This window comes from Chitinophaga ginsengisegetis, assembly GCF_900168065.1.
Taxonomy (GTDB): Bacteria; Bacteroidota; Bacteroidia; order Chitinophagales; family Chitinophagaceae; genus Chitinophaga; species Chitinophaga ginsengisegetis.
Window position 1 is genome coordinate 106,001 of record NZ_FUZZ01000002.1, and the last position, 15,361, is coordinate 121,361.

Sequence of the window (15,361 nt, forward strand, 5' to 3'; positions counted from 1 at the left end):
CTTATTTATATTCCAGCCATGCAGTAGCGTGGCAGTTTTTATTGGTAGTGAAACGGATCCACCGTGCCTCGAAACCACCGGGGAATTGCCAGTTCAGCGTTTCTCCCGGGGCAACGGTAACGGTTTTATAATTCATCCAGGCACCATTGCCTACGGGATCAATGTCTACGGTAAATTCAACGGGCGCGGTAGCATCATGTGACAACTGCAGCTGACGCTGTGAATAAAAACCTACCAGGTAAGGATCTGATGGTTTGCCTGCTTCCACTGCAGCATCTTTCCACGGACCGCCACGACCTACCGGCCGGCCCAGTTGCCATAGATCATCAATCGCGCCTGCCCACACCATTGCTTTTTTATCGGCCGATACAATGATGTGTTCACCGGCTTTGGTATCGGGGGCAATACCCGTCATTACCAGCAGACCGCGATAGGCGGCGTAGTCGTTGATCCGGAAAGGATGCGACGCTACCGGTCTTATTTTCGCATAGCCGTCGGCGTTTTCCGCAGGTAATTCATAGAAGGTGCCCATACAATTAAACAGGTCCCTTTCTGTTGATACCTCGCGGCAAATGCGCAAAGCCGCTTTGCCGGTAAGACCTGCAAAGGCTTCGTTGCCCAGTGGCAAACGCCATCTGCGGCCTTTATCGTCTACTATCAATACAGAGCCAGCTTCAATGGTCACTGCCTGTTGTGGGATAGCGAATTTCTGCCGGATAAAGTCCGCTGTTTTAGGATCATCTTTTTTCACGAGGTCCATGTTGGCATCCAGCTCGTAATAGCCTTCCACGGTAGCATCCCCGTTTTTATACGACTGTGCGAGTATGCCAAGTGCGCGGCGGTCGTCGCCGAGGCCATATAATAACCCGCCATTGGAAACGGCGTCCGTTACTTTGCTTAATCCGTTAAAAATCGCTGCCGGTGCTGTTTTGCGGGCATCATTGGCAGCATAAAAGAAATGCGCCGTTGCCACTACCGGTTGCGCGGCGGTAATACGGATCCATTCTCCCGGCATGTTTTCCGGGAAAATAATGTCGCCGGTTTTACCGGGTGCCACGGTTACTTTTTGTGCAATGCTCCAGATGCCGTCGCCCTTATCTGTTTCCAGCGTGAACTCCACGGGACGTTTGCCGTTATGGGTGATCCGCACGCTGCGGTGAGGCCATCCGGCAAAGAGAAAAGGTTCGGAAGGCTGCGATGGCGTTACTGCTTCGTTCAGCCACACAGCGCCTTCGGCGGTGTTGGGTCCCAGCTCATCGGGTTGTTGCAGGGAAGTAAACCATAGATTGGAATTGGATTGCCCTGGTCCTTCGATGTTTCCTTTGGCGGCCCGCTTGTTAAGAAACTCTTTTTGTGCGGCATCGTCACAACCAAACACCAGTTGATCCTGCCAGCGGGCGAAGTCGCCGATCACTTTCAGGTATGCACTACGGGGACGGATACCCGCAGTATGCCCGGTAGAAAACTGTCCGGGGAAATGCCAGAACAGGCCGTGCATCGTCATGAGGTAATCCGGCTTATTTTCTGCGCCGATGTCGCGGATACGCGGCCACTCGGTGTTCCAGCCATGCGCGCCATCGTAGCTATGACTGGCCTTTGGCAAACGGAAGAAGGACCATCTGCCCTGGTCGCGCAATCCGAGTAATACAGATTTATGATCCCAGCCCGTAGCCCATATGGGATCGGTGGCCGGATTTTTATTTCCGGAGATGCCACCCGGACCGGTAATTTCCGTGAACTGGTTCCGGCGTACAACTTTCCAGTCTTTCCCGTTCCATTCCGATAACGACCCCGCTTCAATATCAAACTGGGTCAGCGCTTTGGGTCCGGGTTCACCATTGTTGGAATAAATCATTACGCCCTGCCCGGAATACAAGCCTTTACCATGCGCTCCCGGCAATAAGGCGGAAGGTGTATTGGCAGTAGTGTCTGCGCCTTTTTTGCTTTTTACATTTCCATCTTCATATAATAAAACAGGTTGAAGGGTTTTTACATCTACTTCGTAAAAACCTTCTTCCATGGTACCATAATAAATTTTACCGGCAGGATCTGTAAGATGCCGTGCGTTACCGGTATGCCGCCCTGGCATGGCCGTGTAGGGTATGGTGCGCACCTGGCCATTTTCGCCGATGGCATACGGCCCTATAAACAACTGGTGACTTTCCGGATGAATCATCCGGTTGGCCGGTGTGCCGCCAATGCTTTCGCTGCGCACCACCTGTTTCAGTTCCGGCGTTATTTCATACAGTTTATCGGACGAGCCATAAGGCAGGTGCGGACCATAAGTAATTACCCACAACTTCCCCGCCCACGGCACTACTGCACCGGTGCCACATTCTCCTTCCTTGTTATACATGGCCAGCTGCGGATAAATACCGCTGAACGATCGCGGGGCTGCGGCTTTTTCACTTTTACACGCAGCTCCCGATATACCGATGGCAACTATTACTGCGGCCAGTCTATTCTTTTGTTTCATACGATCACTTAATAGTTTGGATTCTGGGTTAGGTGACTGGTCAATACTTCTGTAGATGGAATAGGCCACAGGTACTGGCGCGTGGCATCAAACTTACGCACGGTGATCTGTTTTATCAGGCCGGCGTTATACATCGCGGTAAAATCGGCTATACCATCTTCATCAATAGCAGGCGTTTGCGGGAAGAACCATAATCCCGGCTGCACTATTTTTGTACGCAGCTCTGCGGGTTCCAGCAAACCATAGTTTGCTTTGTTCAGCACTTTTTCCGCCAGCTTCCAGCGGATGATATCCATGTAACGGATACCTTCCAGTGCAAACTCCATTCTTCTTTCGGTACGGATAATTTTACGCAGGCTGGACTGATCCGCGGCGGTAACCGCAGGATACGCACTGGTATTGGTGTAAACGGTACCATAGGCGCGCGCCCTTACTTTGTTAATGGCATCGCGCACCAGCTGGTCCGTTTCTCCCAACTCTGTTTTGGCTTCTGCATATATGAGCAATACATCTGCAAAACGGATCACAATATTATCGGCTTCCATTTTCCAGGAGTTGAGGAGCCAGTCGCCATCGATACCTTTTTTCCACAACAACCCGTTGAAAGAGGCGTATTGTGCAATAGCACGGGTGTCTTTATTTTCCACGTATTTATTATCTGATACTGACCTCACTTTCAGGGAATCCGGATGCGGCTGGAAAACGTATCCCAGGTGCGGGGTCTGGAACTCCACGATGGTGGCGGCGCAGCGCGGATCGCGGTTATCAAACGGGCGGCGGGGATTAAATAAAGGGGATTTATCTACCGGTAATCCATCTTTACATAAAAAACTACAAAAGAGATCCCAGGACGGATCTTTGGCAGCCCAGCCACCGGCGATGCGCGACACATAATTCTGGCAGTCGTCGAAAGTAACTTTTAACGTCACTGATCTTGGCAGTCCAAAAACAGTTTCGGTAGAATTCTTTGTTTTCGACAGGAACAGGTTTCCAAAATTATCGTGCAGTTTATATACATCCAGATCGATACATGCTTTGGCAGCATCGCGTGCAACGGCCCAGTCGCCCATATACAGTGCAATACGTGCTTTCATGGCCAGGGCAGCGCCTTTGGTGGCACGCTTCAGTTCTGATGCGCCATAAGTAGTTTTTAAGGTAGCTGCGGCGAAATCAAAATCTTCATAGATCTTTTTTAACACCGTTGCTTTATCCATTTGCTTCAGCTGCAGCGCCTGGTCGATATCGAGTGTGGAGTCGGTATAAATGATGTTGCCGTAATGCGATAACAAACGGGAATACATACACGCTCTTACAAAGCGGGCTTCCGCGGTGTAGTTGTTTATCTGGTCGGCCGACAGTACCTTATTTGCGCGGGAAATGCTTTGCAGGATGTTGTTGGCGCGGGCTACGGCTTTGTAGGTATCCGTCCACCACTTCTTTACAAAATCTGTTTCACCATTGATGGTAGCGCCGGTAACAGCGGTGGTAACGTCGCGGTATATCCAGTCGTCGGTCCAATCGTCGTCGTCCTTCATCCAGAAATTGATTTTATACAATCCGTTGAGCGACATTTCTATTTCTTCCGCATTGGAATTCCAGGTTTCGCTGGAGCCGTCGGACAGCGGGTTCAGATCCAGGCTGCCGCAGGCGCTGAAGAAAATACAAGTGATGCCGGCTATGAGAATAAGTTGCTTCATGTTCGTGGAATTTAGAATTTAACAGATGCGCCAATAACATAACTGGTGGTAATAGGATAACCCAGTGATGGTTGTTCAGGGTCCCAACCTTTCGGGAAATTATGCACAGAGAACAGGTCGCTAACGCTACCGTATATACGAACGCTCTGAATGCGGATCTTCTTTACCCAGTCATTGGGCATGGAATATCCTACGTTGATATTTTTCAGGCGTAAATAGGCGCCGTTGATCAGCCAGAAGTCGGACATGGCGTAGTTATTACCTGCAGAGGTATTGGTATAGCGCGGATACCTGGCGGCTTTATTCTGTTCCGGCGTATTGTATTTGCTCCAGGAATTGCCATCGATGATAGCCGGGAAATTGCCAAAATTTTCATAGAGTGGCCGTACCATATCGGTAGTGAGGCGGGAGTTTTGTTTGCCTATACCCTGGAATACAATACCCAGATCCCAGTTGCGGAATCCGCCCTGCAAACTGATGCCATACTGATAACGCGGCAACGAACCACCCAGCAGTACGCGGTCGTATTCAGGGGATATTTTGCCATCGGGCACACCGTTGGGGCCACTCACATCACGATAGCGGATATCCCCGGGTTTCACGTTGGCATTGAGCGTTGCCGACTTATCCACTTCATCCTGTGTTTGATAAATACCATCAGATATATAGCCATACCATTCATTGAATTCACTGCCTTGTCTTTTTATAGAATCGCCGACGAATTGTGTTCCTCCAAGATTGCCCATTTTGGATACAAAGTCGGATACGTTCACGGACACACTATAAGTGAAATCACCGATGCGATCGTTCCAGCCCAGTTGTGCTTCCCAGCCGGTAGTAAACATTTTACCCGTGTTCTGGTAAGGATTGTCGAAGCCGATATAATCAGGGATTTCCAGCTCCAGCAGGATATCTTCGGTTGTCTTCTTAAAATAATCACCGGTAAAACGCAACCTGTTATCAAAGAAATTTACATCTGCACCCAAATCCCATGAGTGGGTGGTTTCCCAGGAAATATCACGGATGGCATATTGCCACTGTGCAGCAGATTGTGCAGATACGATGTTGTTGCCTTTATAAAACAGGGAATTATTTTCAAAGCGCAGCAATGCCTGGTAAGGATAGTTACCGATGCGTTCATTACCCAGTGAACCCCAGGAAGCACGGAGCTTTGCAAAGGATAACCACGGCGCGGTAGACTTCATAAATTTCTCTTCTGATATCACCCAGCCGGCAGAGAAAGACGGGAAAGAACCCCAGCGGTAGCCTGCGGCAAAACGGGAAGACGCATCATAACGGATATTTCCCTGGAACAGGTATTTATCTTTATAGCTATAGGTAACTCTTCCAAACCAGGAGCGGTATGCATTTTCATATGCGCCGCCACTGTTGTCGCGGAACTCCAGCGGGCCCAGGTTCAGGTAGGGATAGTTGCTGAGGATATATTGTCCGCGCGATGCACCCAGGTCTTCATTGAATGCCTTATAAAATTCATATCCGCCCATCAGGCTAAAGCTGTGGTCTTTGATCTGTTTATTATAATTAGCGACAAACTGGGTGGTGTAGCGGTAGCTATCGTTACGCGCTTCTTCCAGTTTGGTTTCGGTAAGACCTTCAATATATCCTGAAATAGCGTTTGGATTATTGAAAGCAGTATAGGGCACTTTGCGGGTAAATTTCTTTCCTTTATCAAAGTTGATAAAGGGAGATACGATACCGGAAATTTTCAATCCTTCTATGGGCGTAAAATCGATACCTACTTTTCCGCCAAGCTGGTTAAACCAGTTGTTGTTAAAGCCGCCATATTTTGTTTGCACGTACACGTTAGCGCCGTCTTTTCCCGCGCCGATGCGGCCATCAGACCACATGGCCGCATAAATGGGCGGCATGATGCCCATCTTGTACATCGGATCAATGGTCGGTTGTTTTACGATGGTGCGTTTGTAATTCACATCTACGCTGGCAGTGAGGTATTTATTGATGATGATATCGTTGTTGATGCGTGCGGTAAGCCGGTCGTACGAGCGGCCCTCGTACAGCGCGCCGATTTTATCATATACCAGCGATACCCTGGAGCGCAGGGATTTCCCGGCGCCGGCGATGCTCAGTGCATGGCTTTCACGGGGTGCGCTGTTGCTGAGGATTATACCTCTGAAGTCGGTATCGGGGTACTGATCCGGATTTTGCGCATGCAGTGCGGCATAGTTATCCACAATATCTTTGGTGTAAATAGGGTATTCGTTGGCGTTATTACCGTTGTCGTTCCACCGCAGCTCATTGGTGAGGCGCATATAGTCTACCGCATTGGCATAATCACGCAGTTTGGTGGGCTTTTCCACGCCGTATTCATAACTGTAGTTCAGATCCAGCTGCCCGTTCTTCGCACGTTTGGTAGTAACGAGGATCACGCCGGCGGCGGCCCTGGAGCCATAAATAGAAGCAGAAGCGGCATCTTTCAGTACAGAAATATTGTCAATATCATTTGGGTTGACAGAGTTGATATCATCAATGGGTACGCCATCGAGGATGATGAGCGGTGAAGCGCCGGCATCAGAAATAGTAGTGATCCCTCTTACGCGGATTTGTGCCACGGCGCCAGGCGCGTTGTTGGTGCGGGTAACCATTACACCCGGAACAGCGCCCTGGAGCGCCTGCGACACCTGTGTGGTTTTGCGGGAGGCGATGGCATCGCCTTTCACGGTAGACACGGCGCCGGTGAGGTCACTTTTTTTCATGGTGCCATAACCAATTACCACCAGTTCATCGAGGGCGGTGTTGGCGGCTTTGGTAAGACGGATGTCCAGCTTATACTGGCCGTTCACAGTAACTTCTTCTTTATTAAACCCGATATAGGAAAAAACGATCACGGCGCCATCGCTGATGTTGGTGAGCCGGTATTCGCCGGTTTCGTTGGTAATAACAGCGTTGCTGGTTCCTTTCTGCAATACGGTCACACCTGGCAGCGGTGTATTGGAGTCGTCTGTAACCCGGCCGGTGATGGTCATCTGCGGGATCATTAACTTCAGGATAGGAGGAAGCGTGAGCAGCTGTTGCTTCCTCACGGAGATGGTTTTATCCAGGATGGTAAAAGTCATCCCCTGGTCTTTCAGGGCAGCATTGAGCAAAACCGCCAGCGGCGCGTTTTCCACGGAGATGGTCACGGGCTTGCTGTTTTTCAGCAACAGGTTGTCGTAGAACACTACGTATCCCGTTTGTTTTTTGATGGCGGCAAACACTGATTTGAGTGATACCGACTTACCTGAAAAGCTTACCGTTTGCGAAAGGCCGGTGGCGCTTACGTTCAGGAGCAATAACGTGAACAGAATCGTTAACTTCATAGCTAACAGCATTTTGGTTGAGCATAGCGTGCGATGCCGGGAAACCCTGCTGCCTGTCCGGGAAATAACGCTCCGGGTAATAGCAACAGCTGGCCGGCTGCAAAGAGCGATACAATTAATTTGCATACATTTGCATTGTTTGGTTGAATGAATAAGGAGTCTTCGCCGACTTTTTTGTTTGTGTTATCCAGACGCCGCCGGAAATGTTATCAGCGTTTCCGGCTTTATTGTGCATAACAGGTAGAATACATAAACTTCAGGAGCCTATGCAGTGGAATTTGTGTTTCTTAGTTTAGTAGTAAATCAGTAACGTGGTTTTTTATTTCAGAACAATAATATTTTTTCCTTCTATCTTAAATTTTACCCCATTTTCCTCCAGTATTCCCAGCACCTCCGTTAAGGGCAAAGAGCGTTGCATGCCGCCGCCAAAGCTTCTTTCAGGAATCGCTCCTTCATAAGACACTTTAACGTCGTACCACTTTTCTATTTGCCGCATCACCGTAGGCATATCTGCATCGGTAAACTGGAAGAACCCGTTTTTCCAGGCAATGGTTTCATCGGTATCTATATTTTCAGTAACGTGTAATACTTCATCTTTCCCTACCCTCGCCTGCATACGCGGACGGAGTATGGTGGTGTTTTTCCCGGCAGCCACGCTCACAGCACCATCTACCAGTGTGGTGCGGATAGCCGGTTCCTCCGTATAGGCATTTATGTTAAACCGTGTACCCAGTACCGTTATTTCTGTGTTGCCGGCCGCCACCCGGAAAGGCATACTGGCATTGGCAGCTACCTCGAAATAAGCTTCTCCCTTCACCGTTACTTTTCTTTCCTTACCGGTAAAGGCCGCAGGGTAAGTAATGGCAGAAGCAGCGTTCAGCCATACCTGGGTGCCATCGGGCAGGGTAAGGTGGTACTGGCCGCCACGGGGGGTGGTCATAGTATTATACATGGCTTCGCCGTTACCGTTGCCCACATAAGCCAGTTCGCCGTTGGCCTGTTTGATGATTTTTACGGCACCCTGTTGGCCGAGCACGCCGTTGCCCGCACTGTCCAGCGCAATAACGCTGCCATCGGCCAGGGTGAGCATAGCGCGGTTGCTGCCGGGCATCACTTCATTTTTATACCGCTGCTGTTTGCTTTCCGCTACCGGCGCTGGCGCCGGCTGATGCTGCCATGCCCATACGCCGATGCCACCAAGCACGAGGATACTGGCAGCCGCCCACCATATTTTATGGTAGCGGGTACGTACCGGCACTACAGGCACTTCCGGTGCGCGGCCAAACATGGCTGCCACAATGCGGTCCGACATTTCATCGGGCATCATGATCAGCGGCACATGCGATTCCCAGGCTTCGCCCAATACTTCTTCCAGCACGGCATCATCCGTTTGCCGGCCGATCCATGCCGCCAGCTCCAGCTTTTCTGCCGGTGTACAAGTATTATCAAAATAGCGTGCTGCCAGGTAGCTGATCCTTGCTGAAATCATGCGGTGTTTTTACATTAATGCGGAATCTGTCTTACAATAGACACCTGAGCGGGAAAATATGACTAGTGTAATTAAAAATATTTTTTTCAGCGGAAGCCATCGATGATCATGAGCAGGCAGGAAGCGCCCGTAATGGAATGCAGGTGCGGCCCCAGTTGCTGACGGATGGTACGCAGGGCGGCAATCATATGGTTATTAACGGTAGACGGGGAGATATTGAGCTGCCGGGCAATTTCATCGTGTTTCAGCCCCTGTTCCCGGCTCAGGGTATACACCAGTTTTTGTTTTGGAGGAAGATGATCCAGCGCGTATTGTAACTTTTCCCTTACTTCCCGGACACTCAGGTTATCCGCGGCATCGGCGGGCGCGGCCCCGTTAGTCACCCTGGTGAGTTCGGCCAGGATCAGGGTTTCTTTCGCCATGCGCCGGAACGCATTCAGCGCCTGGTGTTGCGCCATCCGGTAAATATATCCGCCAAACTGTTCGATGTTCACCAGGTTTTCGCGGTCTTTCCACAACTTCAGGAATACATCCTGTATCACATCTTCCGTCATCTCCGGAGATTCCGTCAGCCGCAGCAGGAAGCTGTACAACTTATGCCGGTACAGGAAAAAGAGTTGAGTAAACGACTCTTCATGGCCCGCAGCAGCCCTTAGCAACAAGTTCTTCTCAATGTTTACATGCTCCATGAAACAGGAAAGTGGAATAGTTTTACATAACGTCGTGGTATTAAAAGTAAAGAAAATGATGGAACAGGGAGAAAAAAATAAAAAAAGGGCGGTCGTTGCCGACCGCCCTTTCCTGTAAATTCGTTTTTGTTACTATAATTCTCTTACCCAGATATTGCGGAAACTCAGCGGCTCGCTCTTATCGCCATGTGCCTGCAGCTTGATAGGGCTGGGACCATGCGCCTGGCGGTAGGCTGCCTGACCGATGTATTGGGTAGGGCCTTTCAGCTCGTAGCCATTTTGTACTACTACCCCGTTAAAGGTTACGGTTACTTTTGCGGGAGATGTCAACGCCCCATCTGCACCAAATACGGGCGCTGTCCAGATCACATCATACGTATTCCACTCCCCTGGCTTCAGGGTAGGGTTAGCCAGTGGCACGGACTGCTTGTAAATACTGCCAGCCTGGCCATTGGTATATGTTTTATTATTGTAGGAGTCCAGTACCTGTAATTCATAACCGGCATCTCCTTTACCGATGGAAGCCAGGAAAACACCGCTGTTGCCCCTGCCCTGACCGGTACCGGTGATATTGGCGGGAACGCGCCACTCGATGTGTAACTGGTAGTTGGTAAACGCTTTCTTTGTTTCAATATTCCCTACCTTCTTGTTCACCGTCAGAACGCCTTTGCTCACCAGCCATTCTGCGGGTTTCTCGCGGTCGTCGGTCATTACCCACTGATCCAGGTTGCTGCCATCGAACAGGATGATGGCATCCGAAGGCGCTTCACCACATTTTTTCCCGGGCTTTACTTCCGGTGGCACCGGGGTATACACTTCTGTATCTTCAGGCTTTGCTTTTTCCTGGGCATTGGCGGCGCCAATTCCTCCGGCCAGCAGCATGGTAACTAAGATTCTCTTTTTCATAATCAATATTTAACTGGAACTAATTTATGGGTCAAAAATGTAACCGGCGTCACAATAATATATAAAATAGTATCGGTAAGCAAGCATTTTTATGTCAGCGGCAGCCGGTTTGGTAACATACAGTTAACACTAAAAAACATTCTTTGCGGATTGATTACACTTAATTAATACGTGCTGTCATTACAAATGAAACGGGTTTTTCAGTTTATCGTACTATGCTTATCTGCCTTCCCGGTAATCGCCACCGCTGCGCAGGACACGCTGCAAATGCAGCTCGCCGCCGCCGGAAAGCTCAGCCAGGAATCACCGGATGCCGCCTTTCTTGCCCTGCGCAAAATGCATGATGCAGCTATCAGTAACAAAGATGAAGCCACTGCCGGCAAATGCCTCCGCCAGATGGGAAAGATCTGCTTCACCCTGGGCCACTACGCCAAATCGCTGGAATATTACCAGCAGGCGGCCACCCTTTTTACCGCCACCGGCCACAAAGCGGCCGAAGCAGCCGTGCTCAATGATATGGGCCAGCTGTATTACCGCAATATTAATAAGCCGGGCGCTAAAATGCAGTACGATAAAGCCCTCCAGCTGTACCGCCAGGTAAACGATCCCGCCGGCATGGCTGCCACCTATGGTAACATCGGCCATTATTATGAAAAGCAACAACAATACGACAGCGCCCGGTACTTCCAGCAACTGGCGCTGACCCAATACCAGGGCGCACGCGATACCTTTGGTATGGCCGGCATCTACGAAAACCTGGGCACCATTTATGAAGACCTTGAAAAATACGATACCGCACTATCGTCTTTCCGCATGGCCCTGCAACTTTTTGAAGCGGGCCACGAACGCATAGCAGGCATAGAAGTACTGAATAATATAGGAGACGTACTCCGCAAAACCGGCGATGTTAAAAACAGCCTGCCCTACTCCAGGGAAGCACTGGCCCTTGCACTGCAAACCAATAATAAATACCAGGAAGCGGCAGCCTGTAAAGACATTGCCAAAGCATTCAATCTCCTCGGACGGAACGACAGCGCCTTTTATTATATGGAGTACAGCCGCAAATGCCTGCTCGACATCTACTCAGCTCAAAACAACCAGCAGATGAACTTCCTCCAGATCCTGTACGACACCAATAAAAAGAACGACGAAATCCTCCAGCTGGAAAACAGCCATAAAATAAACCGCATCATTTACACCGCTGTAGTGATTGTGGTAGTACTACTCATCATCCTTTGCCTCCTCACCATCTCCCGCCAGAAGCTGAAGATCAGCCAGGCGCAGACCGTATCTGAACGGAATGCTGAAATAAACCGGGTGCAGAAAGACCAGCTGGAACTGAAAAGTAAACAACTGGCCACCCACACGCTGGATGTGATCCAACGGAACCAGTTCCTCGATGAGCTGCGTAACACCCTCTCCGAAATGGTGCAGGAAGATAAACGGGACCAGAAAAGACAACTGCAGCAACTGGTACTGAAAATTAACCAGACCGTGAATCACGAGAAACAATGGAAAGAATTCACCGGCATCTTTGAACAGGTACACCAGGTGTTTTTTGATAAACTCAATGCGTTGTACAGCGATCTTACCAACAACGATATCAAATTACTGGCGCTCCATAAAATGAATATGGACTCAAAAGATATGGCGACCATTCTTGGTATTTCACCCGACAGTTTACGGGTAGCAAGATATCGTCTCCGGAAAAAATTAAACATTCCGGAAGGCGATACGCTCAACACTTTTGTACAAAGCCTGTAATGCATAACGTTGCGGTAACGTTGCGGTAACATAATGGTAATGGCGATTCCTGTTACAAATAAATACTTAATTACCAATCATTTACATCCTGTTTGTATACGCTGATCACGCTTTGTTTACGGCGTTGTTAACGCTGTTTACGTTTTGCTTACGCTGCTTTTTTGCATTTTTTTTTGCAGCAGCCCACATTTGCGATGCAGTTCGCCACTAACACGAACGGCATCAAATTCACCAAAGATGAAGACACTTTTAACAACGCTTTTATGTCTGCTGCTGTGCGTCACATTTGCCAGCGCCGGCAGTCTGAAAGGACACGTGTACGATCAGAAAACGGGCGAACCGCTGGTAGGCGTCACTGTTGTAATGGACCAAACCAAACTGGTTGCCCTCACTGGTCTCGACGGTTCCTTTGAATTCAAAAAGATTACGGCAGGAAAATTCACCCTGCACATTTCCCATCTTACCTACAAAACATTAACAAAAGAAGTGACCGTACTGGAAAGTGATAACCCGGCGCTCAACATCTACCTCAGTGAACGCAGCAGCAAAAACCTGAGTGAAGTAGTGATTGCCGGCGGCACCAAAGCCTCTTCAGAAAACACGGCCCGCAAACTGGAACAGAAATCCATCCAGGTGATGAACGTAGTATCCGGTCAGGCTATAGAAGTATCGCCCGACCTCACCGTGGCGAACGTAATCCAGCGCGTTTCCGGTATCTCCATAGAACGCAGCAGCAACGGCGACGGACAATACGCCATTCTCCGCGGCATGGACAAAAGATATAACTACACGCTTATCAACGGGGTGAAAATACCCAGCCCGGATAATAAATACCGGTACGTGCCGCTCGATATCTTCCCGTCCGAGTTGCTGGACCGCCTCGAAGTATACAAGTCCTTAACGCCAAACATGGAAGGCGATGCGGTGGGCGGCGTAGTGAACATGGTGATGAAAGACGCCCCTGGCAAATTATCGCTCAACGCCAACGTAGCTACCGGCTACAGCCAGATGGTACTGGACAAAGGCTTTACTTCTTTTGATGCCAGCCACATACAATCCAAATCACCTTACGAAGCCCACGGTAAAAGCTATAACGCCACCCCGGCAGATTTTGCCACCGGCACACTGGACTATAAAAACAAAAACTTCGCGCCCAACCTGGTAGCAGGTTTATCCATCGGCCAGCGTTTCCTGCACAATAAACTGGGCGTGATCCTCGCCGGTAGCTTCCAGAATACCTATCGCGCCACTACCAGCACGTTCTATAAGAATGATATGGACACCGGGCATTACTCCGTGCTTACCAGTATGCAAAACCGGCAGTACAGCGAACAGCAGCAACGCAGCGGCCTGCATGGAAAGATCGACTACGTGTTTAATGAAAACAATAAGCTGTCGCTTTACAATGCCTACATGAACCTGCAAAGTTACCAGACCCGTGAAGGCATCACCACCAACTTTTCCGATGGCATATTTGATCCTGTGGCCGGCAATGCGCAACTGACGTTTGAAAGCCGCTCCAGGAAAACCACGCAGCAGATTTACAATTCCACCCTGCATGGTGATCATCATATCATTCCCGGTAAATTAAAATTGCAGTGGTCTGCCGTATTCTCCTCCGCCAAAAATGAGGTACCCGATAATACCACCATTGCATTAAACGGGGTGCGTAACAACTTCAAGGAAACACGTACCACTGTTGAGAACAATGGCACCAACCGCCGTTGGGAACGTAATACAGACGATGATATCGCGGGTTACCTTGATCTTACTTACACTGCCAGGATAGCCGGAACAAAAGTAGATTTCTCCGCAGGTGGCCTGTACCGCGACAAACAACGCAGCAGCTTCTTTAATAACTATACATTCAGACCTTCCAATATCAACGCATTATATGGTAAGGATTTTACCAGCTATACAGATATTGTATGGGAGATCCAGAATCCCGGCGGCGCAGTAGGCAACCCGCTTACTTACGATGCTTCCGAAAAAACAACCTCCGGATACGGTATGTTTAAATTCGAAGTATCCGAACTGGAAATAACCGGTGGCGTACGTGTGGAACATACCAACCAGGGCTATCATATGTTTTTTCCACAGGGAGAAGACCGTCCTACCGGCAGCCAGGCGTACACCGATGTGTTGCCCAGCCTGAACCTGAAATACGAATTATCCGAACACCAGAACTTGCGTGGTTCTTACTTCCGCTCACTGAACCGTCCCGGCTTCTTTGAAATTGTTCCTTCTAAAATTGTGCTGGAAGACTACCAGGAACGCGGTAACCCTGATCTGAAACGCGCTATCGCCGATAACTTTGATCTGCGCTATGAACTGTTTCCGAAACGTTCCGATCAATTACTGGTAGGCGTATTCTACAAAAGAATCCAGGACCCTATCGAAAATACCATCCGTGCAGACGCCACCCGTCCGCAGGACCAGTACTATTCTGCCGGTAACTTCGGTACCGCCCGCAACTACGGCCTGGAAATAGACTATATCAAATTCTTCAGCAAAATAGGTTTCAAAGCCAACTACACTTACACCCACTCTTCCATCACTACTTCCAAAAGTTTGCGGATAAGGGATGAAAAAGGCGACGTTAAAACCATCGCGGTAGATCAAACACGTCCGCTGTACGGACAGTCCGAGCATATCGGTAACCTCTCTGTATTGTACAAAGACATTCAGCATGGATGGGATGCACAGCTGGCCGGCGCTTATACCGGTCCACGCATCGTTACCGTTTCCCAGTACATCGACAATGACCTCTGGCAGAAAGGATTTATACAGATGGATGTTTCTGTAGAAAAAAGGTTCAGGAATAACTTCAGCATCTTCGCCAAAGCAGGCAACCTGCTGAACACGCCGGCAGAAATATTTATCAAAGGAACTGACCCTGCCAACACCAATATGCCGGGACAGGGAAAAGCCAATGAAACCCTGATCAGGAAAGAATATTACAAACAAACCTACCTGCTGGGTGTACGTTACAAATTATAAAC

Annotated in this window: 8 protein-coding genes; 2 read left to right on the forward strand and 6 right to left on the reverse strand. The window is 49.3% G+C overall.

All coding sequences use genetic code 11. The features are described 5' to 3' along the window. Position 1: 1 nt before the first annotated feature. The 6 genes from B5Z18_RS14195 to B5Z18_RS14220 all read right to left on the reverse strand — a co-directional run bounded on the left by B5Z18_RS14195 (position 2) and on the right by B5Z18_RS14220 (position 10,595). Complete coding sequence (locus B5Z18_RS14195) at positions 2-2,476, reverse strand: hypothetical protein (RefSeq protein ID WP_079470149.1); 2,475 nt, start codon at positions 2,474-2,476, stop codon at positions 2-4. A gap of 8 nt (positions 2,477-2,484) precedes the next feature. Next, positions 2,485-4,173: a RagB/SusD family nutrient uptake outer membrane protein gene (locus B5Z18_RS14200; RefSeq protein WP_079470150.1), complete on the reverse strand. Its 1,689-nt coding sequence runs from the start codon at positions 4,171-4,173 to the stop codon at positions 2,485-2,487. Positions 4,174-4,184: 11 nt separating this feature from the next. After that, the gene (locus tag B5Z18_RS14205) at positions 4,185-7,511 is read right to left on the reverse strand and encodes a TonB-dependent receptor (protein WP_200817279.1); all 3,327 of its coding nucleotides are present in this window, start codon (positions 7,509-7,511) and stop codon (positions 4,185-4,187) included. A gap of 319 nt (positions 7,512-7,830) precedes the next feature. Next, positions 7,831-9,000 carry a FecR family protein gene (locus B5Z18_RS14210; RefSeq protein WP_079470152.1) on the reverse strand — a complete coding sequence of 390 codons (1,170 nt, stop codon included), beginning with the start codon at positions 8,998-9,000 and terminating at the stop codon, positions 7,831-7,833. Positions 9,001-9,086: 86 nt separating this feature from the next. Further along, a complete protein-coding gene (locus tag B5Z18_RS14215; protein ID WP_079470153.1) occupies positions 9,087-9,689 on the reverse strand; it encodes an RNA polymerase sigma factor in 603 nt (200 codons plus the stop codon). A gap of 132 nt (positions 9,690-9,821) precedes the next feature. Beyond that, complete coding sequence (locus B5Z18_RS14220) at positions 9,822-10,595, reverse strand: 3-keto-disaccharide hydrolase (RefSeq protein ID WP_079470154.1); 774 nt, start codon at positions 10,593-10,595, stop codon at positions 9,822-9,824. Between the two features lie 186 nt (positions 10,596-10,781). Between B5Z18_RS14220 and B5Z18_RS14225 the strand changes: the two genes are divergently transcribed. Together B5Z18_RS14225 and B5Z18_RS14230 are read left to right on the forward strand one after the other, a co-directional pair. Beyond that, positions 10,782-12,359 carry a tetratricopeptide repeat protein gene (locus B5Z18_RS14225; RefSeq protein ID WP_079470155.1) on the forward strand — a complete coding sequence of 526 codons (1,578 nt, stop codon included), beginning with the start codon at positions 10,782-10,784 and terminating at the stop codon, positions 12,357-12,359. Positions 12,360-12,596: 237 nt separating this feature from the next. Next, the gene (locus B5Z18_RS14230) at positions 12,597-15,359 is read left to right on the forward strand and encodes a TonB-dependent receptor (RefSeq protein ID WP_079470156.1); all 2,763 of its coding nucleotides are present in this window, start codon (positions 12,597-12,599) and stop codon (positions 15,357-15,359) included. Positions 15,360-15,361: the final 2 nt, after the last annotated feature.